The 22,269-nt window shown below is 58.8% G+C and carries 21 protein-coding genes, 2 tRNA genes and 1 rRNA gene; 8 read left to right on the top strand and 16 right to left on the bottom strand.

Translation table 11 applies throughout. The annotated features are described in order from the left end of the window. Positions 1-39: 39 nt before the first annotated feature. Together ATE40_RS01060 and mtnK are read right to left on the bottom strand one after the other, a co-directional pair. Positions 40-342, bottom strand: coding sequence for an urease subunit gamma (locus ATE40_RS01060; protein WP_025160087.1), 303 nt, complete (start codon positions 340-342; stop codon positions 40-42). Positions 343-851: 509 nt separating this feature from the next. Further along, the gene (gene mtnK, locus ATE40_RS01055) at positions 852-2,051 is read right to left on the bottom strand and encodes an S-methyl-5-thioribose kinase (RefSeq protein ID WP_063918764.1); all 1,200 of its coding nucleotides are present in this window, start codon (positions 2,049-2,051) and stop codon (positions 852-854) included. 146 nt (positions 2,052-2,197) lie between these two features. Here mtnK and mtnA point away from each other — a divergent pair, with 146 nt between their 5' ends. Then, positions 2,198-3,226 carry an S-methyl-5-thioribose-1-phosphate isomerase gene (mtnA, locus tag ATE40_RS01050; protein ID WP_019454323.1) on the top strand — a complete coding sequence of 343 codons (1,029 nt, stop codon included), beginning with the start codon at positions 2,198-2,200 and terminating at the stop codon, positions 3,224-3,226. 17 nt (positions 3,227-3,243) lie between these two features. Here mtnA and ATE40_RS01045 read toward each other — a convergent pair whose 3' ends face one another. The 3 genes from ATE40_RS01045 to ATE40_RS01035 are packed head-to-tail and all read right to left on the bottom strand — an operon-like array spanning position 3,244 to position 5,083. Beyond that, the gene (locus ATE40_RS01045) at positions 3,244-3,786 is read right to left on the bottom strand and encodes a 1,2-dihydroxy-3-keto-5-methylthiopentene dioxygenase (protein WP_063918763.1); all 543 of its coding nucleotides are present in this window, start codon (positions 3,784-3,786) and stop codon (positions 3,244-3,246) included. Next, a complete protein-coding gene (mtnC, locus tag ATE40_RS01040) occupies positions 3,783-4,472 on the bottom strand; it encodes an acireductone synthase (protein WP_063918762.1) in 690 nt (229 codons plus the stop codon). The genes ATE40_RS01045 and mtnC overlap by 4 nt, the downstream gene beginning before the upstream one ends. Then, positions 4,469-5,083 (bottom strand): methylthioribulose 1-phosphate dehydratase, encoded by a 615-nt coding sequence (locus tag ATE40_RS01035; RefSeq protein WP_063918761.1) that lies wholly within the window; start codon positions 5,081-5,083, stop codon positions 4,469-4,471. Before ATE40_RS01035 ends, mtnC begins: the two co-directional genes overlap by 4 nt. 142 nt (positions 5,084-5,225) lie before the next feature. On the opposite strand from ATE40_RS01035, the gene ATE40_RS01030 reads away from it, so the two are divergent. Both ATE40_RS01030 and ATE40_RS01025 read left to right on the top strand, forming a co-directional pair. Further along, entirely contained in the window at positions 5,226-6,386 is a 1,161-nt protein-coding gene (locus ATE40_RS01030; RefSeq protein ID WP_063918760.1) for a pyridoxal phosphate-dependent aminotransferase, read from the top strand. Beyond that, a complete protein-coding gene (locus ATE40_RS01025) occupies positions 6,374-7,147 on the top strand; it encodes an amidohydrolase (protein ID WP_019454328.1) in 774 nt (257 codons plus the stop codon). The genes ATE40_RS01030 and ATE40_RS01025 overlap by 13 nt, the downstream gene beginning before the upstream one ends. Here ATE40_RS01025 and hpxK read toward each other — a convergent pair whose 3' ends face one another. The 4 genes from hpxK to ATE40_RS01005 all read right to left on the bottom strand — a co-directional run bounded on the left by hpxK (position 7,148) and on the right by ATE40_RS01005 (position 11,697). Then, entirely contained in the window at positions 7,148-8,392 is a 1,245-nt protein-coding gene (gene hpxK / locus ATE40_RS01020) for an allantoate amidohydrolase (protein ID WP_063918759.1), read from the bottom strand. It abuts the gene before it with no gap. Then, a complete protein-coding gene (locus ATE40_RS01015; protein WP_025160089.1) occupies positions 8,389-9,633 on the bottom strand; it encodes a pyridoxal-phosphate-dependent aminotransferase family protein in 1,245 nt (414 codons plus the stop codon). Before ATE40_RS01015 ends, hpxK begins: the two co-directional genes overlap by 4 nt. Positions 9,634-9,842: 209 nt before the next feature. Next, positions 9,843-10,682 carry a MurR/RpiR family transcriptional regulator gene (locus tag ATE40_RS01010; RefSeq protein ID WP_019454331.1) on the bottom strand — a complete coding sequence of 280 codons (840 nt, stop codon included), beginning with the start codon at positions 10,680-10,682 and terminating at the stop codon, positions 9,843-9,845. 136 nt (positions 10,683-10,818) lie between these two features. Then, positions 10,819-11,697 carry a siderophore-interacting protein gene (locus ATE40_RS01005; RefSeq protein ID WP_063918758.1) on the bottom strand — a complete coding sequence of 293 codons (879 nt, stop codon included), beginning with the start codon at positions 11,695-11,697 and terminating at the stop codon, positions 10,819-10,821. A 234-nt stretch (positions 11,698-11,931) separates the two neighbouring features. Here ATE40_RS01005 and ATE40_RS01000 point away from each other — a divergent pair, with 234 nt between their 5' ends. Further along, positions 11,932-14,172 carry a TonB-dependent siderophore receptor gene (locus ATE40_RS01000; protein WP_019454333.1) on the top strand — a complete coding sequence of 747 codons (2,241 nt, stop codon included), beginning with the start codon at positions 11,932-11,934 and terminating at the stop codon, positions 14,170-14,172. A gap of 105 nt (positions 14,173-14,277) precedes the next feature. On the opposite strand, the gene ATE40_RS00995 is transcribed toward ATE40_RS01000, so the two are convergent. Both ATE40_RS00995 and dnaQ read right to left on the bottom strand, forming a co-directional pair. Continuing rightward, positions 14,278-14,354, bottom strand: a tRNA-Asp gene (locus tag ATE40_RS00995). 144 nt (positions 14,355-14,498) lie between these two features. Further along, positions 14,499-15,242 carry a DNA polymerase III subunit epsilon gene (gene dnaQ, locus ATE40_RS00990; protein WP_063918757.1) on the bottom strand — a complete coding sequence of 248 codons (744 nt, stop codon included), beginning with the start codon at positions 15,240-15,242 and terminating at the stop codon, positions 14,499-14,501. 72 nt (positions 15,243-15,314) lie between these two features. Here dnaQ and rnhA point away from each other — a divergent pair, with 72 nt between their 5' ends. Then, the gene (gene rnhA, locus ATE40_RS00985) at positions 15,315-15,782 is read left to right on the top strand and encodes a ribonuclease HI (RefSeq protein WP_019454335.1); all 468 of its coding nucleotides are present in this window, start codon (positions 15,315-15,317) and stop codon (positions 15,780-15,782) included. Here rnhA and ATE40_RS00980 read toward each other — a convergent pair. Then, positions 15,779-16,498, bottom strand: a complete 720-nt coding sequence (locus tag ATE40_RS00980) for a class I SAM-dependent methyltransferase (protein ID WP_019454336.1) — start codon at positions 16,496-16,498, stop codon at positions 15,779-15,781. The genes rnhA and ATE40_RS00980 overlap by 4 nt on opposite strands. A 44-nt stretch (positions 16,499-16,542) precedes the next feature. On the opposite strand from ATE40_RS00980, the gene gloB reads away from it, so the two are divergent. Beyond that, complete coding sequence (gene gloB / locus ATE40_RS00975) at positions 16,543-17,298, top strand: hydroxyacylglutathione hydrolase (protein WP_019454337.1); 756 nt, start codon at positions 16,543-16,545, stop codon at positions 17,296-17,298. 71 nt (positions 17,299-17,369) lie between these two features. Next, on the top strand, positions 17,370-18,752 hold the full coding sequence (gene mltD / locus ATE40_RS00970; RefSeq protein WP_139285506.1) for a murein transglycosylase D: 1,383 nt from the start codon (positions 17,370-17,372) through the stop codon (positions 18,750-18,752). 52 nt (positions 18,753-18,804) lie between these two features. Here mltD and ATE40_RS00965 read toward each other — a convergent pair whose 3' ends face one another. Next, the gene (locus tag ATE40_RS00965) at positions 18,805-19,599 is read right to left on the bottom strand and encodes an endonuclease/exonuclease/phosphatase family protein (RefSeq protein ID WP_025160092.1); all 795 of its coding nucleotides are present in this window, start codon (positions 19,597-19,599) and stop codon (positions 18,805-18,807) included. Positions 19,600-19,946: 347 nt separating this feature from the next. Between ATE40_RS00965 and yafC the strand changes: the two genes are divergently transcribed. Then, positions 19,947-20,834 carry a DNA-binding transcriptional regulator YafC gene (gene yafC / locus ATE40_RS00960; protein WP_019454339.1) on the top strand — a complete coding sequence of 296 codons (888 nt, stop codon included), beginning with the start codon at positions 19,947-19,949 and terminating at the stop codon, positions 20,832-20,834. A 46-nt stretch (positions 20,835-20,880) separates the two neighbouring features. On the opposite strand, the gene dkgB is transcribed toward yafC, so the two are convergent. The 3 genes from dkgB to rrf all read right to left on the bottom strand — a co-directional run bounded on the left by dkgB (position 20,881) and on the right by rrf (position 22,183). Beyond that, positions 20,881-21,684: a 2,5-didehydrogluconate reductase DkgB gene (dkgB, locus tag ATE40_RS00955; protein ID WP_063918756.1), complete on the bottom strand. Its 804-nt coding sequence runs from the start codon at positions 21,682-21,684 to the stop codon at positions 20,881-20,883. Between the two features lie 213 nt (positions 21,685-21,897). Next, a tRNA-Asp gene (locus tag ATE40_RS00950) sits at positions 21,898-21,974 on the bottom strand. Positions 21,975-22,067: 93 nt separating this feature from the next. Then, positions 22,068-22,183, bottom strand: a 5S ribosomal RNA gene (gene rrf, locus ATE40_RS00945). Between the last annotated feature and the right edge of the window lie 86 nt (positions 22,184-22,269).

The following is a 22,269-nucleotide window of genomic DNA, read 5'->3' as shown; positions in this document are numbered from 1 at the left end:
GCGCTGATAAAGTTTATCCGTGGCTCTCAGGGGACGCGCTTATTGGATCGGATCGTGCACCGTCACCAGACGACTACCGTCGCTGAAAATCGCTTCAACCTGCACGTGCGGGATCAGATCCGCCACGCCATCCATCACGTCGTCGCGGCTTAACACCTGCCGCGTGTCGTTCATGACCTCTTCCAGCGTTTTGCCCTCGCGGGCGCCTTCCAGTGCCGCGGTGGTAATAATCGCCACCGCCTCGGGGTAATTAAGCTTTATCCCTCTGGACTTTCGCTTTAAGGCGACGTCGGCCAGCGTATAGACCATTAGCTTTTCGATTTCTCTAGGCGTTAATTGCATGGAGGACTCCAGTCTTAATAGAAATAATCAGACAAACCGAGGCCAAAGGTGATTAATAGTTAATAACCTTGCGTTATTTATTTTTGCTTATCTGACCTTCGAACAATCTAGGAGGTAATATTGAGATAATCAAGCCGCAACTTTATTCATGCAAAAACAAGACGCACCCACGCCACAAAAAAGTAACGGCGGCGTGATAGATTTTATCTATAAAAAATCTTATTTTCTCTTTGCGCCCCCACAATAAAACGATCAAAAAAAGCACAGGCTACCATTTATTATTTTTGCCACCTCAACAGAGGCCTGAAAAATAATCATCAATGATACGTCTCGCACAATATTAATGACATGTAACCAACGGTCAAAAAATATAATTAAATTTACAAATTAGACGCGAGAAAAATATATTTTTAGTTAAAAAGAATTTATCTATTCTATTGCTGATACCTATAAGTTATTAAAAAATAAAAAACCCGGCCGCAGCCGGGTTTGCCTCATTGCCAAGACTTTCAGCCTTGCTGACGAATACGCGCCAACAGCGCGTCAATATGCTCTATATGTGGCGCATTGACGATCAGCGTGCGCCCCAATCCCAGTGCGTGGCGCTGGCAGTCGAGGCGCATATCGGCGTCGGCGATGCTGTCCAGATCGGCGACGTGCGCCAGGCCGATAGTGCGCCGAATCAGTTCGGTGCCGCAGTACCCTATCGCGTCGCTCCAGACCTGCTGCAGAAACTGCTCGGCATAACCCGGCGCCGCCAGCGCCGCATCGCGGCTTTGCTGGTGGCACAGGGCCAGGAAACGATCGGCGAAAATCAACCACAGCTCGCGCACATCCTGCAGCCGCTGCTCGCGCCCGGCGGCGGCGTCGCGCGGCCCGAATAGCCCCGGCAGACCGCAGTAGTTGAGCAGCAGGTTACCTAGCGCCGTGCCGATATCGAAGCCGATAGGGCCGTAGAAACCGAATTCAGCGTCGATCGCTTTTAACCGTCCTTCCGCCACGAAGATCGAACCGCTGTGAATATCTCCGTGTAGCAGCGCCTCCGCCTTGCTGAGGAAGCGATGTTTCAGGCCGGCGACCGCCAGTCTTAGCGGCGCATCCTCACGCAGCGCCTGCACCTGCGGCAACAGCGCCGCCTCGAACTGATTGCGTTCATGGTCGATGTAAGGGTCGGTAAAGAACAGATCTTCGGTGATCTGGCACAGCTCGGGGTTGGTGAAGCGACTGACTTCCGCTTTTTTCTGTTGTGCCGATTGATAAAAGTCGGAGGTATGGAACAGCGTCTGCGCCAGGTATTCCGCCAGCTGCCCAGCCGCCAGCGGGTGGTAATGCCCCTGTACCAGCTCGCTGCGCCAAATGCGGTGATCGGAGAGATCTTCCTGCACCATCACCGCCAACTCGGGATCGTGATGCAGCACCTTCACCGTATGTCGCGGACAGAAATCACCGTGGATCAGCAGCGTTTCCGCTTCGATGCGCGCCCGATCCAGCGTCAGCGGCCAGGATTCGCCCACGCAGCGCACGTACGGCAACGCCTGTTTGACGATCACCCGGCTCACGCCTTCGCGATCGCGGATCTTGAACACCAGGTTCAGGTTGCCGTCACCGATCTCGTCGGCGCTCACCAGCGCCTGCGGATCGGCCACCTGTCCGTATTGACGGGCGTATTCAACGGCATCGGCAGCCGTAAACGTACGATAAAGCGACATTCCCCAACCCCTCTGTTCTCTCTCACTGGCCCCAGCGATTTTATCTATTTAGACGTAAAAGCATTTGGACGTCTATACATCTGGAAGTCATGTTGGCAGAATAGCGTTTCAGATGCAATAACCACGCAACAAGGAATTAACCGCCGATGCAAGCGCTTAACACCACCAGTTTGACCCTGCGAGACAACCGCCTTTGGATCCTCGATCAGCAAGCCCTGCCGCAGGAAAAGCGGTGGCGCGCCTGCGACAGCGTGGAGGAGTTGGTGGGCCACATTCACAGCCTGCGGGTACGCGGCGCGCCGCTGATCGGGCTATCCGCCAGCCTGCTGTTGGCGCTGCTCGCGGAACGCGGTCTGCCGCGCGCCGAACTGGAACAGGCGCTGCACACGCTGCGCGCTGCGCGCCCGACGGCGGTCAACCTGATGAACAATCTGGATCGCATGAAACTGGCGCTGGCGGCGCCTGACTGGGCGCCGGCAATGGCGCACGAAGCGCTGCGGTTAGTGGAAGAAGATCGTCAGCTGTGCAATCGCATCGCCGAACACGGCGCGGAACTGGTCAAGCCCGACAGCCGCCTGCTGACCCACTGCAATACCGGCGGGTTGGCCACCGCCGGCGTCGGCACCGCCATCGGCGTGCTGTTGCGCGCCCACCAGCAGGGTAAAGTGCAGCAGGTGTGGGTCGATGAAACCCGGCCGCTGCTGCAGGGCGGCCGCCTGACCGCCTGGGAACTGGGCGAGCTGGGCATTCCCTATCGCCTGATCTGCGATTCGATGGCTGCCAGCCTGATGGCGCAGGGCCAGATCGATGCGGTATGGGTCGGCGCGGATCGCATCGCCGCCAACGGCGACGTCGCCAACAAGATCGGCACCTACAGCCTGGCGGTGCTGGCGCACTATCACGGCATCCCGTTCTACGTGGCCGCCCCGCACACCACCCACGATCCGCACTGCCCGGACGGCGCCGCCATCCCGATCGAACAACGCGCCGCGGCCGAGGTGACCGGCGTTTCAGGCAGCTTCGGTGCCTGCCAGTGGGCGCCGACTGATGCGCCGGTCTACAATCCGGCGTTCGACGTCACGCCGGCGGCACTCATCAGCGGGTGGGTATTCGACAGCGGCGTGATTACGCCGCAGCAGGTTAAAGCGGGGATTTTCCAGCGGGCGTTGGGTTAACGCCCGCCCGTCGGCGCTCAGTCCAGGCGCGGATAAGCATCGGCGATCTTGTCGCCGGTGAAATGCGCCACCCAGCCTTCCGGGTTATCGAACACCCGGATCGCGGTGAAATGCGGCGCCGATCCCATATCGAACCAGTGTCGGGTATTGGCCGGCACTGAGATCAGATCGTTCTTTTCGCACAGGATCTGGAAGATCTTGCCATCCAGGTGCAGGCAAAACAGCCCCGCCCCTTCAACGAAAAAGCGCACTTCATCCTCGCCGTGCGTATGTTCGGACAGGAATTTTTCGCGCAGCGCGTGGCGCTGCTCATGGTCCGGCCGCATGCTGATCACATCCCAGCTCTGGTAACCCTTTTCCGCCACCAGCCGGTCTATCTCATGCTGATAGGCGGCGATCACCGCCTCCGGCTGCGGGTTGTCGCCCAGCTCACGATCCGCCTGCCAGCGCTCAAAGCGTACGCCGATCTGCGCCAACTGCTGCTGGATCTCCAGCGCATCGCGGCTCTGCCACAACGGCTGCTGCGGCGCTTTATCGCTGAAAATGGTCAATCCACTCATGAGACGAACTCCCTTAAATCGATGTGATCAAAACGGCCTACTTGCGGGTGCCGGCTCTGCGTATCCCCCTCATCGCGGATCAGCTGGCAGGTATGCCAGCCGGCGGCCTGCGCCGCGTCCAGTTCCTGGCGGATGTCGGACAGGAACAGCAGCTCGTCAGGCGCGGTGCCGATAGCCTGCGCGATGTTGCGGTACGACGCAGTTTCACGCTTGGCGCCGACGTGCGTATCGAAATAGCCGCTGAACAGCGGCTGCAGATCGCCGGCGTCGCTGTAGCCAAACAGCAGCTTCTGCGCCTCCACCGAACCGGAAGAGTAGACGTAGAGCTTCAGCCCCTGCCGCTGCCAGGCGGCCAATTGCCCGGCGACCTCCGGATAAAGATGCCCGCGGAAGTCGCCCTCGTGATAACCGCTGCGCCAGATGATGCCTTGCAGCGCCTTGAGCGCGGTGGATTTGCGGTCTTCATCCATAAAGCGGTACAGCGCGGCGATCAGTGCATCGAGATCCGCCTGCGGCTCGCCAATTTCAGCGCGCAGCGCGGCCAGCGGCGCGGCGACTTCGTCCTCTGAGGCATGACGGCGTACAAAATCCGCCAGCCGTTCACGGGCATAGGGAAACAGCACCTGATGCACAAAGCGAATATCGCTGGTGGTGCCTTCAATATCGGTCACGATAGCGCGGATCATTTCGCCTCCAGCAAGCGACGTTGCAGTTCACACTGGAACAGGAATTCCAGCCCTTCGAGATGGCGGCGGGCTTCCGCCACCTGACTTCCCCAGCAATAGAGACCGTGCCCGCGCACCAGAAAACCGTACCGCAGCGGCGTAGCCTCGGCATAGGCCGCCACCCGCGCCGCCAGCCGGGGAATGTCCTGATCGTTGTCGAAAATGGGGATCGCCACGCTGTCCAGGTGGCTGCATTGGCCGGCCAGCGACTTTTGCATTTCGTACCCCTGCAGCACCAGCGCATCGCCGCGTTCCACCCGCGACAGGACGGTAGCGTTAACGGAATGGGTATGCAGCACCGCGCCGATGTGCGCAGACAGGCGGTAGAGCAGCGTGTGCAGCCCGGTTTCCGCCGATGGCGTGCGGCCGCTCGGCACGTGATTGTCGGCGATATTCACCCGCAGAAAATCGGCGGCGCTCAGGCTGCCCTTGTCTTTGCCGGACTCGGTAACCAGGCATTGACGTTCGTCGAGGCGCAGCGACATGTTGCCGCCGGTCGCCGGACACCAGCCTTTGTCGCCAATCCAGTGGCAGGCCGCCAGTAACGCGGCAAGTTGCGGATTCTCCGTCATTATTATCGTTTCCCGTTCGCTAAAGCAGTCAGCAGGCAGGCTAAGCACTTTTTCGCATTTAGCCATCTAAGCGTCTTGATTGCCAAATACTAGCATCGTGTTATATTGACGGCAATATAAGCGCCTGGAGTATTCACCTGCTATGAGCACTTCCGCATTGATTCCCGACAGTAAGCTGCCCGCTCTGGGCACCACCATTTTCACCCAGATGAGCGCACTGGCGCAGCAGCACCAGGCGATCAATCTGTCGCAGGGCTTCCCCGATTTCGACGGGCCGGACTATCTGAAAGAACGTCTGGCCTGGCACGTCGCCCAGGGCGCCAACCAATATGCGCCGATGACCGGCGTGGCGCCGCTGCGTGAAGCCATCGCCGACAAAACCGCCGAGCTGTATGGCTGGCAGCCGGACGCCAACAGCGAAGTGACCATCACCGCCGGCGCCACCGAAGCGCTGTTCGCTGCCATCAGTGCACTGGTGCGCCCCGGCGATGAGGTGGTCTGTTTTGATCCCAGCTACGACAGCTATGCGCCGGCGGTAACGCTGGCCGGCGGCGTCCTCAAACGCATCGCCCTGCAGCCGCCGGCCTTTGCCGTCGATTGGCAACGGTTCGCCGCCGCGCTGTCGCCGCGCACTCGTCTGGTGATCGTCAACACGCCGCACAATCCGTCCGCCACCGCCTGGCAGGCGGAAGACCTGCAGCAGCTGTGGCACGCCATTGCCGAACGCGAAATCTACGTGCTCAGCGACGAGGTTTACGAACACATCTGCTTCGCCAAAGGCGGCCACGCCAGCGTGCTGGCCCACCCGCAGCTGCGCCAGCGCGCGATCACGGTGTCCTCCTTCGGCAAAACCTTCCACATGACCGGCTGGAAAGTGGGTTACTGCGTGGCGCCCGCCGCGCTGAGCGCCGAAGTGCGCAAGGTGCACCAATACCTGACCTTTTCGGTCAATACCCCGGCGCAGCTGGCCCTGGCGGATAGCCTGCGCGCCGAGCCGGAGCACTGGCGACAGCTGCCGGCGTTCTATCGCGCCAAGCGCGATCGCTTTGTGCAGGCGCTGGCGAGCAGCCGACTGGAAATTTTACCCTGCGCGGGTACATACTTCTTGCTGGCGGACTACAGCGCCATCTCCGATCTGGACGATGTGGCGTTCTGCCATTGGTTAACCGAGCACGTGGGCGTGGCGGCCATTCCGCTGTCGGTCTTCTGTGCCGATCCTTTCCCCCATAAATTGATCCGGCTGTGCTTCGCTAAACAGGACGCCACGCTGGATGCAGCTGCGGAGCGGTTATGTCGACTTTAAAAATTACCCTGTTGCAGCAACCGCTGGTCTGGCGCGACGGCCTCGCTAACCTGGCCGCCTTCGACGCGTTGCTGGCGCCGATCGTCGGGCGCGATCTCATCGTCTTGCCGGAAATGTTCACCACCGGATTTGCCATGGATGCCGGCGAGAGCGCCCTGCCCGAACAGCAGGTGATCGACTGGCTGCACGGTTGGGCGGTGAAAAGCCATGCGTTAATCGGCGGCAGCGTGGCGCTGAAAACTGACGAGGGGGCGGTCAACCGCTTCCTGTTGGTGGAACCGGGCGGCCAGGTACACGCCTATGACAAACGCCACCTGTTCCGCATGGCCGGCGAACATCTGCACTACCAGGCCGGCAACCGGCGTGAAATCTTCGAGTGGCGCGGCTGGCGCATCCTGCCGCAGATCTGTTACGACCTGCGTTTCCCGGTCTGGGCGCGCTATCAGCAGGATTACGATCTGGCGCTGTACGTCGCCAACTGGCCGGCGCCGCGCAGCAACCATTGGCAAACGCTGCTGGCGGCGCGGGCGATTGAAAATCAGGTGTATGTGGCGGGCTGCAACCGGGTGGGCGAAGATGCCAACGGCCTAAACTACAGCGGAGACAGCCTGATCATCAGCCCACAGGGCGAGATCCTGGCAGATGCGGAGCCCGGCGCAGCCGCGCGGCTGGACGCCGAGCTGTCGCTGGAAAGTCTGCAGAGTTACCGCAGCGCCTTCCCGGCCTGGCGCGACGCCGACAGTTTTCTGCGCCTGGACTGATCAACCGCTCTCCCAGCCGGCGATCATCAGGCAATAGGCCTGGATCGCCAGCGCCACGTCCGCCTGCCGCACCGCTTCGGCCGGATGATGGCTGACGCCGCCGGCGCAACGCACAAACAGCATGCCGACCGGCCAGTGCGCCGCCACAGCGATGGCGTCGTGCCCGGCGCCGCTCGGCAGCGTCAGGCTGCGGCCCTGTACTTGTGCGACGGCCGCCAGCCAACGATGCTGCAGGTCCACGTCGCAGGCGGTGGCGTCGATGCGATAAAACTCCTCGCTGGCGAAGCGCAATCCGCGCCGCGCACAGATCGCCTGCGCCTGCGCCAGCAACGTCGCCAATAGCGCCGTCAGCGGCGCATCCTGCGGGCCGCGCACGTCGAGCGTCAACCGCACCTCGCCGGGGATCACGTTGACCGCGCCCGGCAGGCTCTCGATGCAGCCCACGGTGGCCACCAGGTGCGGATCGGCGTTGCAGGTCAAAGTTTCCAGCGCCGTGATCCATTCCGCCGCGGCCATCAGCGCATCTTTGCGCTGCCCCATCGGCACCGTGCCGGCGTGGCCCGCCTCCCCGCTAAAGATACAGTTGAGGCGACGCGCGCCGTTGATCGCCGTCACCACGCCCAGCGCCAAATCGGCCGCCTCCAGGCACGGGCCCTGTTCGATATGCAGCTCGAGATAGGCGCAGATTTCCTGCGGCGCACGGTGCGCCTGTGCAATCGCCGCCGGATCCAGCCCGAATTCGCGCATTGCCTGGGCGATGCTGACGCCGTCGGCATCGGTGCGCGCCAGCCACTCTGCGGGCCACTGGCCGGTCAGGCCGCGGCTGCCCAGCAGCGTGACGCCGAAGCGCGCGCCCTCTTCGTCGGCAAAACCGATCACCTCCAGCGCCAGCGGCAATCGGCGCCCCTGGCGGTGATAGCGCGCCACCACTTCCAGCGCCGTAAGCACGCCGAGCATACCGTCATAGCGCCCGGCGTTACGCACCGTGTCCAGATGCGAGCCGAGCAGCAGCGCCGGAGCGCCGGGCATGAGCCCTTCATAGCGGCCGCAGATATTGCCGACGCTGTCCTGCCAAACCGCCATGCCGCTCTCGCGCATCCACTCGCCAACCAGGCGGTTGGCGCGCCGATGTTCCGCAGAAAGATAAAGGCGCGTGAGCCGATCGGGCTCCGCGCTGATCGCCGCCAGCTCGTCACAGCGCGCCATCACCCGCGCGGCGGCCTGTTGCGCCTCCAGTGGCGTCATCCATGATGTCCTGCATCATAAACGTTCCAGGCGGCCTGCAATGCCTCGCCCTGCTTGCTGACGAAACCGAGGCGGTTCAACACCGCCTCCAGCGCCGCCAGCGTTTGCAACACGCAATCCTTGCGCGCGTTGTAGCCCATGGTGCCGATGCGCCAGATTTTTCCCTGTAGCGGGCCGAACGAGGTGCCGATTTCGATGGCGAAGTCGTTCAGCATCATCTGCCGCACCTGTTCGCCATGCACCTGCGGCGGGATCATCACGCCGAGCACGTTATTCATGCGGTGTTCAAGATCCCCGAACACCGCCAGCCCCATGCCCAGGATGCCCGCCAGCAGCGCCGCGCCGTGCAGCCGGTGGCGGGCGATGGCGCGATCCAGCCCTTCTTCGAGGATCACCCGTGCGCATTCTCGCGCCGCGAACAGCATGCTGGTGGCTTCGGTGTGGTGATTCAGGCGTTCCGGCCCCCAATAATCCATGATCATGCCGATATCGAAATAGTTGGAGTAGATCATCTCGTCGTCGCCGTCGGCGTGCTCGGCGGTGCGGATCCCCTGCTCCACGCATTTACGGCGGCGCACGATTTCTTCAAACTGCGGGCTGAGGGTGACCGGTGAACTGCCGGAGGGGCCGCCCAGACACTTCTGCAGCCCGGCAGAGACCGCATCCAGCCCCCAGGCATCGGTCTCCAGCGGGTTGCCGCCGAAGGAAGCGGTTGCATCAGTGTAGAACAGCACGCCGTGACGGCGGCAGATATCGCCCAGCTCATGCAGCGGCTGCAGCATGGTGGTGGAGGTGTCGCCCTGCACCGTCAGCAGCAGGCGCGGACGAACCCGCTTAATCGCGTCTTCGATGCGATCGGCACTGAACACCTCACCCCACGGCACCTCGATCGTATGCACCTCGGCACGGCAACGGCGAGCGATCTCGCACAGCAGATGTCCGAAGCGGCCGAATACCGGCACCAGCACCTTATCGCCCGGGCGAATGGCGGAAACCAGCAGCGCTTCGATACCGGCGCGCGAGGTGCCGTCCACCAGCATCGTCCAGCGGTTTTCGGTGCGGAACAGCGCGCGATACAGCGCCATGACCTGATTCATGTAGCCGGTCATCGCCGGATCGTACTGGCCGATCAGCTGGCTCGACATGGCACGCAGCACGCGCGGATCGGCGTTGATCGGCCCCGGCCCCATCAGCAGGCGCGCCGGCGGGTTAATCTGATCGAATTGCGAGATATCCAACATGTTCATTCCCTGTCAGCTTAGTAAGTTATTGAGTTATGCCTTCAGCGTCGACATGACGTTTGTTTGCTGCCCAACAGCCTACTCCCGATAGGGATTCAGTTGAAACAAAAGATTCTTATGATCAATTAATGAAACCAAAGTAACACAATGAGATGACCGATCCGCCTTAAACGGCGGAGGGGGGAAGGAAGGGAAATGATCTGCCGTGCTTAACGCAGCTCCAGTTCGTCCAGCGTCTGGAACAGTTCAGCGACGTGATGAATGCGCTGCCGCCCCTGCGCCAGCCTCTCATGCAGCAACGCATTGCTGAGCAAACTGGCCAGGCTCATGGCGGCGGCATAGCTGTCGAAGGCCGACACGCTGTCGAGCGGCACGGTCAATTGCCAGTCGGCCAACGAAAACAACGCCTGCGCCTGCGGCTCGCAGATCAGCAGCGTCGGTACCCCGCGGCTTTGCAACAGCGTCAGCACCGCCTTTATCTGGCGCGGCCGGCGGCGGAACGCCACCACCACCGCCATGTCCTGCGGTGTCAGGCCCGCCAGATCTTCCGCCAGCGTCTGCCCCGGCTGCGGCGCCAGCAGCACCTGTTCACGCACCTGCATCAGTTGTTGACGCAGGTGCATCGCCACCGGATAGCTGTTGCGCAGCCCCAACAGCATCACGCCGCGCGCTCGCGCCAGCGCGGCGATTGTCGCACTGAACTGTTCGGCATCGATATGTTTTACCCAGCGGGTGAGATTGGCCATTTCCTGCTTATAGTGCCGCGCCAGCAGCGTATCGCCCTGCACCGCATCGCGGCTATCGGTCAGCGGCATGCCGCTCTGGCGCAAGGTACGCAGCTCATCGCGCATGGCGCGATAGTTGGGGTAGCCCAGCCGTTTGAACAAGCGGCTGACCGTGGCTTTGGAAACGCCGCTCAGGCGCGCCAGCTCGGCGCTGTTGTAGCCGATCAAATCGTCATAGTGATCGAAGATGAAGTCGGCCACCCGCTGCTCCTGCGGCGTCAGCTGTGGGTAGTCGCGGCGCAGGCGTTCGTCGAACCGTTGCATTATCGTTCTCGCTGTAACCTTTGTTTCAGCGGAACATAGCACGGCCGAACTACCCGCTGGCAAGCGATTCTTCGTTGATGGGAAATAACAGCGGCCTGCCCCTCTCCGGCAGCGTCGCCGGAAAAGGGCGGCGCGTTCAGCACCAGTAGGCCATAAAGTTAACGGTAGCGCGGTCCAGATCGCGTTCGCCGATCAGATAACGGCGCAGGGTTTTCACCGCCGAAGACTCGGCCGCCACCCAGGCATAAAAAGCGTTGCCGCCCGCTGCCCGCTCCCACAAGACTTCATCGCTCAGGCTGCTTTCCGCCAAAGACTGCGCTTGCGCGCACGCCGAAGCGGGAATATCCACCCGCTGCCGCACCGCTTCCACCAGCAACGTGCCGTGCGCCAGCTGGCGGCCCACGTCGCGCGGCAGCCAGTAAACCTCGGCGAACGGGAAACGGACCAAATCCAGACAATCCCCCGCCTGCGGCACTTCGAAGAACGCCTGCACGCGCGGCGGATTGGCCTGCTGCGCCAATTGCTCCAGAATGCCCATCGCCGCCGGCACCGCCGTTTCATCGGCGATCAACAGCGCCTGCTGCAACTGCGCCGGCGGCGCCCATTCGTAGCCGCCGCTATCGCCATCGAAGTCAGCGTTGGGGGCGACCGTCTGGATGGCATCGCCCGGCTCGGCGTGAGTCGCCCAGGCGGAGGCCGGGCCGTTCACACCATTCAGCACGAACTCGACGTCCATCTGATTCTGTTCGCGGCGCAGCGCACGCAGCGTATAGGTGCGCATCACCGGGCGCCGCTCTTTGGGGATCGCCATGTAATCGCCGTACCAGTCCGGGCTATTGGCCAACTGCGGGATCTGGCCGTCCGCCGCCGGGAACAGCAGTTTGATGCGCTGATCCGGCGCTTCCAACTTCATCCGATGAATATCCGCACCTTCAAACACGCAGCGCACCAGCGAAGGTGAAATCAGCGTTTTGCTTTTCAAGGTGATATCAAAAATTCTATAGCTGGCGGACATGTTCTCGATTCTCCGGCAACGGCTGTCGCTTGCACCTATGGCCGATCGGCTGCCGTGTTGACGGCGTGGGTTGCTCGATCGCGCAGCGGGTAAAATGTTAATAAAACTAATTAATTACGTTAATGTATCGCAAAAAATCATATCACGATTTTATTGATAACAAGAAACGTTATTGATAAAAGAATCATTCTCAAAAATAACGCAATAACAATATCACCTGGGAAATAAATAACGATGAAACGCAAACACCTTTGGGTTTTGAACCCTTGTCTGCTGGCGATGCTTGCGCCGACGGCTTGGGCAGAAGATCAGAAAGCCGGCGCCGAAGAGCAGATGGTGGTCTCCGCCAGCCGTTCACACCGCAGCACGGCGGAAATGGCGCAGACCACCTGGGTGATCGAAAGCCAGGAGATCGAACAGCAGGTTCAGGGCGGCAAAGAGATCAAGGACATGTTGGCGCAGCTGATCCCCGGCATGGACGTCAGTGGCCAGGGCCGCACCAACTATGGCATGAATATGCGCGGCCGTTCGATGATGGTGATGATCGACGGCGTACGTCTGAACTCATCGCGCAGCGACAGCCGCCAACTGGATTCGATCGATCCGTTCAATATCGATCATATTGAGGTGATCTCCGGCGCCACCGCACTCTATGGTGGCGGCAGCACCGGCGGCCTGATCAACATCGTGACCAAAAAAGGGCAGAAAGAGCAGCAGGTCGAATTGCAGGTCGGCGGCAAAACCGGCTTTGGCGGCCATAGCGATCACGACGAGAACGTCGCGGCGGCGGTCAGCGGCGGCAACGACAACGCCTCGGGACGCCTGTCCGTTTCTTACCAGCGCTATGGCGGCTGGTACGACGGCAAAGGCAACGAGGTGCTGATCGACAATACCCAAACCGGCCTGCAGTATTCCGATCGCCTTGACGTCATGGGCACCGGCACCCTCAACATCGACGACCACCAACAGCTGCAACTGACCACCCAATATTACAAAAGCCAGTCCGACGGCGATCATGGCCTGTTCCTGGGGGAAAACTTCGCAGCGGTGACCGGCAACGCCAAGGCTTACAACAGCGGCAACTTAAACTCCGACCGCATCCCCGGCACCGAACGCCACCTGATCAACCTGCAGTACTCCAACACCGATTTCCTCGGCCAGGATCTGGTGGCTCAGGTCTATTACCGTGACGAAACCTTGACCTTCTATCCGTTCCCGACGCTGGCGGGCAAAGCGCCGAACTATTACGTCAGCAGCATTGGCGCTTCACAGCAAAAAACCGATTTCTACGGCGGCAAACTGACGCTGAACAGCAAGCCGCTCGACGCGCTGACGCTGACTTACGGCATCGACGCCGAGCATGAGAGCTTCAACGCCAACCAACAGTTCTTCAATCTGGCGAAGGCCCAACAGTCCGGCGGCATGACGCTGGAGAACGCTTACAACACCGGCCGCTACCCCAGCTATACCACCAGCAACCTGGCGTCGTTCCTGCAGGCCAGCTACGACATCAACCCGATCTTCACCCTGAGCGGCGGCGTGCGTTATCAGTACACCGAAAACAAGATCGACGACTTTATCGGCTACAATCAACAGCAGGCGATCGCCACCGGCGCCGCCGCCTCCGCCGACGCCATACCGGGAGGGAAAACCGACTACAACAATGCGTTGTTCAACGCCGGCCTGCTGGCGCACCTGACCGAGCGCCAGCAAACCTGGTTCAACTTCTCTCAGGGTTTCGAGATCCCTGATCCGGGCAAGTATTACGGCAACGGCACCTACGCGCTGAACGGCGGCCACTACCGGCTGCTGAAGAGCGTTAACGTCGGCGATTCCAAACTGGAAGGCATCAAAGTCAATTCCTACGAACTGGGCTGGCGCTATACCGGCGATAACCTGCGCACGCAGATCGCCGCCTACTATTCGTTGTCCGACAAGAGCATCGCTATCAATAAAACCGACATGACCATCAACGTCAATGCGGATAAGCGCCGTATCTACGGGCTGGAAGGCGCGGTGGATTATTTCTTTGAAGACAGCGACTGGAGCGCCGGCACCAACTTCAACTTCATCCGCTCCGAAACCAAGGTCAACGGCGAATGGAAGAAACTGGTGGTCGATACCGCCAGCCCATCCAAAGTTACCGCCTATGTCGGCTGGGCGCCGGGCGACTGGAATCTGCGCTTACAATCTCAGCAAACTTTCGACGTGTCGGACGATGGCGATTACACCAAGGCCAACGCCACCCAGGGCCGCAAGATCGAGGGCTACAACACCCTCGACTTCCTCGGCAGCTATGCCCTGCCGGTAGGGAAAATCAGCTTCAGCGTGGAAAACCTGCTGGACAAGGAGTATACCACTGTCTGGGGCCAGCGCGCGCCGATCCTGTACAGCCCGACTTACGGTTCGCCTGAGCTATACAGCTATAAGGGCCGCGGACGCACCTTCGGTTTGAACTACTCGGTGTTGTTCTGAGAATAAGGGGCCGGCCTGCCGGCCCCGTTGATTGGGCCGCGCCGTTTTGCCGAGCGCAGAAACGACGAAGCCCTGAGTTATCGCTAACTCAGGGCTTCTGAATAGTGGCGGAACGGACGGGGCTCGAACCCGCGACCCCCTGCGTGACAGGCAGGTATTCTAACCAACTGAACTACCGCTCCGCGCCATTCCCTCTTGCGGGGGAACGAGGCGCATATTACGGACGCCTCTCGGTTCCGTCAACGCCTTTTTCTCCGCAAATGAACCGTTTGCACAGTTTTTCAACGAAGCATCACCCGATGAGTTTTTTTCGCGCAAAAACGCCGTTATTCGGCCGGCGCCCCACGCCACAGGCAGCTGCCGCCCTTCTTTGCCACCAGATCCAGACGCGCTTCGTGCGCCTTCACTTCTTCATCGCTGGCATAGACCACTTTCATCGCCGTCGCCGGGCGGACAATGCGCTGGATTTCTTGCGCATCGTCGTTTTGCTGAGAGTCGCCTTCCATCTGGAACGCTATCGAGGTCTGACCGCCGGTCATCGCCAGATAGACTTCAGCCAGGATCTCGGCATCGAGCAATGCGCCGTGCAGCGTACGCTTGCTGTTGTCTATCTCATAGCGGCTGCACAAGGCATCGAGATTGTTGCGCTTGCCCGGGAACAGGCGACGCGCCATCAACAGGCTGTCGGTAATGGTGCAGAAGGTCTCGGTTTTCGGGATCCCCTGCTGCAGCATGCGGAATTCGTGATCCATAAAGCCGATATCGAACGCCGCGTTATGGATCACCAGCTCGCCGCCGCGGATAAACTCGAGGAATTCGTCGGCAACCTGATCGAAGGTCGGTTTGTCGGCCAGGAAGTCGTCGCTGATGCCGTGTACGCCGTACGCTTCCGGATCCACCAGCCGATCCGGCTTGATGTAAACGTGGAAGTTGCGCCCGGTCAGGCGGCGGTTAATCACTTCCACCGCACCGATTTCGATGATGCGGTGCCCTTCGTAGTGCACCCCAAGCTTGTTCATACCGGTGGTTTCGGTATCGAGGACAATCTGTCTGGTGGTTGTAGAGATCATATTGCAGTGCTCACAGCGCTCGTTTATGTCAGACTTGGCTTTTGTAAAACTAATAGGAAGAGTCTACCAGAGATGCTCAAACAGGTAGAAATTTTCACCGACGGCTCCTGCCTTGGCAACCCCGGCCCCGGTGGCTACGGCGCGATATTACGCTATAAGCAGACGGAAAAAACCTTCAGCGAGGGTTTTCGTCTGACCACCAATAACCGCATGGAAATGATGGCGGCGATCGTGGCGCTGGAAGCGCTGACCGTGCCTTGCGCCGTGACGCTCAGCACCGACAGCCAGTATGTGCGCCAGGGCATCACCAGCTGGATCCATAACTGGAAAAAGCGCGGCTGGAAAACCGCCGACAAAAAGCCGGTCAAGAATGTCGATCTGTGGCAGCGCCTGGATCTGGCCATTCAACGCCACGACGTGAAATGGGAATGGGTCAAGGGCCACGCCGGCCACCCGGAGAACGAACGTTGCGACGTGTTGGCGCGCGAAGCGGCCGGTAAGCCGACGCAGGAAGACGTCGGTTACCAACCGGAAGCCTAAGGCAGCTTGCGATAGCTCTTGGTCGCGCCCACCGCGCGGCTGAGAGACGGTTTTCTCGCCCCCAATTTCATCGGCGTGGGCGTCAACGGCAGGGTGCGCTTGCGCGCCACAATCACGCTCATACAGCCCAACGCCGGCAAATGGGTGCATAAAAATTTGCCGCCCTTGCGGTGCCACGGCAGCACGTGAAAACGCGCCTGGTACAACACCTCGTAATTCAGCAGGCTAAGCCAGTCCAGCAGTCGCATTTGGGTAAACATGCGGCTGACATAGGGCTGGCGATGGCGTAATCCGGGCACCAACTTGCCCAGTCCCAACAGGCTGAACGGGTTGAAACTGCTGATCACCAGCCAGCCGTCGTCGATCAACACCCTGTCCACTTCACGCAGCATGCGGTGCGGATCGTCCGCGTAGGACAACGTGTGCGCCAGCAGGCAGGCATCCACCGACTTGGCGGCAAACGGCAGTTGATAGGCATCGGCGATCACCTGCAGCCCTTCCCCCTCCAGCCCGACGTTGACCTGGTGGGAAATCGCGCATTTGTCCGTGGCCAGCTCGGCGCTAAGCATCCCCATCTTCAGCAGATGAAAACCAAACAGCTTCGGCCACCAGGGTTGCAACTGCCGTTCGAGCGCTTCACGATAGTACTCCCCCCACGGCAGCTCAGCCCAGGACTGCGGGCCGGTAAGCTTTTGTAGAGTATGGGCTGGTTTCATGATTTATTATCTTCTTTCAAGCCGTTGCCAACGAGAGGTACACCATGAATCTTATCAGCATTCCCGCCTTCCAGGACAATTACATTTGGTTATTGGATGACCGGCAGGGGCGCTGCGTTATTGTCGATCCGGGTGAGGCGCGGCCGGTGCTCGAGGCGCTGCAGCGCCTGCAGCTGGCACCTTCGGCGATCCTGTTGACCCACCACCACCACGATCACGTCGGCGGCGTGGCCCAAATCGTAGCGCAATACCCGGATCTTGCGGTCTACGGACCGCAGGAAACCGCGGATAAAGGCGCTAACCACATCGTCCGTGACGGCGACACCTTTAACATCGATGGCCGTCAGTACCGGACCATCGCCGTTCCCGGCCATACGCTGGGCCACGTAGCATTCTATAGCGCCCCTTATCTGTTCTGCGGCGACACAATTTTCTCCGCCGGCTGCGGCAGGCTGTTTGAAGGCACCGCCAAACAAATGTACGACTCATTTCAACAACTCGCGCAACTTCCCGATAACACTTTAATTTGCTGCGCGCATGAATATACTCTTTCAAATCTTAAGTTTGCGCGGGCTATTTTGCCGGAAGATCGAGAGATTGAAACATATCAACAACATGTTGAAGCGTTAAGGGCAAAAGGCCAAGCCAGCGTGCCGACCACGTTGCAATTAGAGCGTAAAATTAACCTGTTTTTACGTTGCCATGACGCTGATTTACAAAAGAAATTAGGCTTTAATTCACCACCGGAAAGCCTTCATTCAGTTTTTTCCGAATTACGCCTGCGGAAAGATAACTTCTAAGCTTTTAGTTGTGTTATTTGGCGAAGCAAAGTATTATTGCTCGTCTTTTAAGCAACTACATTGACACACACATGAAGGCTAAAGCGATATTTCTCGCCTCAGTCTTGCTAGTGGGTTGCCAGTCGTCCAGGCAGGACGCACCGGCGCCAGAACAGCATGCACAGAGTTTGTCTTCGGCTGGTCAAGATGGTGAAGCAGGAGAGTACACAGCAAATGGCCGAGCGAGCTCGGCGCGGTGGCTAGATAACAATAGTCCCGCCGCGCAACAGGACCTGTGGAACTTCATTAGCGACGAGCTGAAGATGGAGGTTCCGGAAAATTCCCGGATCCGTGATCAGAAAAGAAAGTACTTAAAAAGTAAGAGCTATCTCCACGATGTAACATTACGGGCAGAGCCGTACATGTACTGGATAGTCGGGCAGATTAAGAAACGTAATATGCCGATGGAACTGGTACTGCTACCCATAGTGGAGAGCGCTTTTGACCCACACGCCACGTCAAGTGCCAACGCCGCAGGGCTATGGCAAATCGTGCCGCAAACGGGTCGCAATTATGGTTTGAAAAACAATCAGTGGTATGACGGTCGACGTGATGTCGTCGCTTCGACAACCGCTGCGCTTAACATGATGCAACGCTTGAACCGCATGTTTAACGGCGACTGGTTACTGACCGTAGCCGCCTATAACAGTGGTGAAGGCCGCGTGATGCAAGCGGTGAAGGCAAACAAACGTCAGGGTAAGCCAACCAATTTCTGGGCATTGTCGCTTCCGCGTGAAACGTCAATCTATGTCCCGAAAATGCTGGCGCTGAGCGACATCATCAAGAACAGCAAGAAGTACGGCGTGAAACTCCCGAAAACGGATGAAACCCGTGCGCTGGCTCGTATCGATGTTGGGCAGCAGATCCAGCTGACTCAGGCGGCTGAGATGGCAGGGCTTTCGGTCACCAAGATGAAAGCGTATAACCCAGGCTACAAGAAAGGCGTTACGGCACCCAACGGGCCCCATTACATTATGGTTCCCAAAGGTCATGCCGATCAGCTGAAAGACTCGCTGGCCGATGGCCAGATCGCCGTGACTCAGCCAACGACGCAGTTGGCGAAGAACAGCGGTTTGTCCGGCGGCAGTTCGTATAAAGTGCGCTCAGGCGACACCTTATCGGGCATTGCCAAGCGGCTGAACGTTAAGACCAGCGATTTGCAGAGTTGGAACAACTTACGCGCCAAGAGCGCTCTGAAAGTTGGGCAAACCCTGCAAGTGGCCAGCAATACTGGCAGTAACAGCAGTATCACCTATCAGGTTCGTAAAGGTGATTCGCTCGCCAGTATCGCACGTCGTCACGGCGTCGATATTAACGACGTGATGCGTTGGAATTCAACGCTCGCCAAAGGCAACCTGCAACCTGGTCTGAAGCTGACCCTGTTTGTCGGCAACAAGCTCACGCCGGACACCTAAGTTTCCGGCACAAAAAAAGCACCCCTCGGGGTGCTTTTTTATTATCTGCGATTCACCAGACGGGCGAGTCTTTTTCCGGATGAAACTCCACCAACAACGGATTGTGATCCGACGCGCTGGTCACCAGCACCGAAGCCTCCACGACGCCCAGGTTACGGTAAAACACGAAGTCCAACGGGCGGCCAAAGGCCTTGCGGCGATGATCATCGGTGAAGCTCACCTCACGTAACGCCATCTCGCCGGCAAAGTCATACAGCGCATTGATGCGCTTGCGGCTCCAGGCGTTGAAATCTCCCGCCATGATCACCGGCCCCCGATGGCTGGCGATCTGTTCGCCGATCGGCCCCAGCTGCTTGCTGTAGACGTCGACTCCAAGACTAAAGTTCACCGCATGGATATTCACCACCATCAACAGTTCGCCATTGTACAGCGGATAAACGGTTATCAAGGCCGACTTGGACAACCGCAGCAACGGCTCACGCTCGCGTAACGGGCAACAGTAAACCGGGTGAGCGGCCGCCAGCGTCATCACGCCGGAAGGATGCTGCGGCAAGACAAAGGCCGGCACCTGATCGGCCGCCAGATAGTTGGCGGTCGCATAGCTCACCAGCTCCGGCGTGGTTTGCGCCTCTTGCAACAATACCAACTGTGCGTCTTTGCCATGATTTTTCAGCACCGAAAGCCAGTCGGCTCGCTGCTGCTTGAAGATATTCCATACCATGACGCGCAAGGCGCCGGTCGTTGGCAGCGCCGCCCCAGGCGGCAGCGGCTGGTTAACGGCGCCAGGAAAGATTCGCTCAACTGGCTGACCTGCAACATACCTCATTGCATAAGTTCGTTTCGGCACGCGATTCGCCTATTACCCATTAACATGAAACTGGCGATGAATACTCGCCAACGATGAATTGATTATACGCCTGAGCCATGCGGAGGGCATGGCTTTTACAGGCATAACCTTTTCAGTTATAGGGGCCGCCTGCGGCGATTTCAATCTTCTGACGGTATAGCTGTGTAAAGGTTGGGCATGGAGGATGAAAAATGCGAAAAGGGCCGCAAAACCTGCGCGTAAACGCATGGTGTGTGCCCCAGCGTTTTACAGTCTGTTGTATTCAAGTGAATAGCGGCCCTGCGCCTATCGTGTTTAAATGACAGGATCGCGAATAATCGAAAATAGAGTTTGCCTGCGGAGCAAAAATGAAAGCGAATTCTGATGAACTTATCACTTTCGTCACGGTAGTGGAGAGCGGCAGCTTCAGCCGGGCGGCGGAGCGCCTGGAACAAGCGAACTCCGTGGTCAGCAGAACGGTGAAAAAGCTGGAAAGCAAACTGGGCGTGACGTTGCTCAACCGAACCACGCGCCAAATCAGTCTGACCCAAGAAGGGGAAAATTACTTTCGCCAGGTGCAGAAGGTACTGAACGATATGGCCGCGGCAGAAAATGCGCTATTGGAAAGCCGTCAGCGCCCGCAAGGCCTGCTGCGTGTCGATGCGGCAACACCGGTGGTGCTGCACTTGCTGACACCGTTAGTCGCGGAGTTCCGCGAGCGTTATCCTGAAATGTCGTTATCACTGGTGTCTTCGGAAAACTTTATCAACTTGATCGAGCGAAAAGTGGATATCGCAATCCGCGTCGGCGAACTGACCGATTCCACGCTGAAAGCGCGCAAACTGATGACCAGCTACCGGCATGTGCTCGCCTCCCCCGCCTATCTGGCCCAATACGGCACGCCACAAACGGTGGAAGATCTTGAACATCACTGCTGCATAGGCTTCAACGACCTGCCCAGCCTGAACCGCTGGCCGCTGGCTTGTTCAGACGGCAGCCAGCTGGAAATCACCCCGGGATTGACCACCAACAGCGGAGAGACCCAGCGTCATCTCTGCCTGCATGGCAACGGCATCGCCTGCCTGTCGGACTTTATGAGCGACGAAGATATCAAACGTGGAGATTTAGTCCCGATTCTGGTGGAAGCGACACTGCCGGTCGCTATGCCGATCAACGCGGTGTATTACAGCGACAGCGCCGTCAGCAACCGCCTGCGCAGCTTCATTGATTTTGTGAGCGAATACCTCAAACGATAAAAAGGCGCCCCCGAGGGGCGCCTTAAGCTGATGCCGTGAGGAATGATTAATCCCAGTTTGGCGCCAGACCTTCCGGGCTCACCAGACGGCCGTTGCACTCCAGTGCGGCGATCTGCGCCATATCTTCGTCGGTCAGCGTCAGTTGCTGCGCCAACAGGTTGCTCGCCAGGTTTTCACGCTTGGTCGAAGACGGGATCACCGCATAACCCAGCTTCAGCGCCCAGGCCAGGACTACCTGTGCAGGGGTCGCCTTGTGACGTGCGGCGATGCTTTTGATCGTTTCATCCTGCAGCGCTTTGCCGTAGGCCAACGTCATGTAAGAGGTGATGGCGATGCCGTGCTGCTGTGCGAATTCTACCACCTTGCGGTTCTGCAAGAACGGTGACAACTCGATTTGGTTGGTGGCGATTTCATCTGCGCCAATCGCGTCAATCGCTTGCTGCATCAAATCGATGGTGAAGTTAGATACACCGATTTGACGAGTCAGCCCCAGCTTTTTCGCTTCCAACAACTCAGCCATAAATTCGGCAACCGGCACTTCATCGTTTGGCGATGGCCAGTGGATCAGCGTCAGATCGACGTAGGACGTCTGCAGTTTTTTCAGACTTTCTTGCAGGCTTGGGATCAGCGCGCCCTTCGCCAGGTTCGCGATCCAAATCTTGGTGGTGATGAACAGGTCTTCGCGTTTCACGCCGCTGGCAGCGATAGCCTGACCAACAGCCGCTTCGTTTTCATAGATCTGTGCGGTATCGATAGTACGATAACCCAGCTCAAGTGCGGTGCTTACGGAATCGATAACAACCTGATCCTGAAGGCGGAAAGTACCTAAACCAAATGCAGGGATGCTCATAATATTTTCTCTCATTAGCGGGTAGATGCGGTATGCGGAAGATTATGGCAACTTTTTTATTGATCAGAAACGCCTGGTTCGGCATAAGACTTTTGATTTTCCAGCAACAATATGGGGAAATAAGACGGTAAAGGAGAAGGATTTCGGCCTGAAAAGCGCAAAATGCAGATATGAAAAAGCCCTGAGTCAGAGACTCAGGGCTTATCAATTAAGTGGCGGAACGGACGGGGCTCGAACCCGCGACCCCCTGCGTGACAGGCAGGTATTCTAACCAACTGAACTACCGCTCCACCGATTCTTTTACGTTGCATCTGTCAATGCCGGCAAATCGCGCTCTGCGATTTGCGCATTACCAGCCGTCACGCTGATAACGTTTATTTGATGCCTGGCAGTGTCCTACTCTCGCATGGGGAGACCCCACACTACCATCGGCGCTACGGCGTTTCACTTCTGAGTTCGGCATGGGGTCAGGTGGGACCACCGCGCTATTGCCGCCAGGCAAATTCTGTTTTATTCCAACCGCTTCACTCTCGTGTCGCCATCAGAACCAATCTCGGAACTTCGCTGAAAATTATTCGTATCATC

Source organism: Serratia surfactantfaciens, assembly GCF_001642805.2.
Taxonomy (GTDB): Bacteria; Pseudomonadota; Gammaproteobacteria; order Enterobacterales; family Enterobacteriaceae; genus Serratia; species Serratia surfactantfaciens.
The sequence above is the reverse complement of the archived record's forward strand: the minus strand, read 5'-3'. Positions and strand labels throughout refer to the sequence as shown.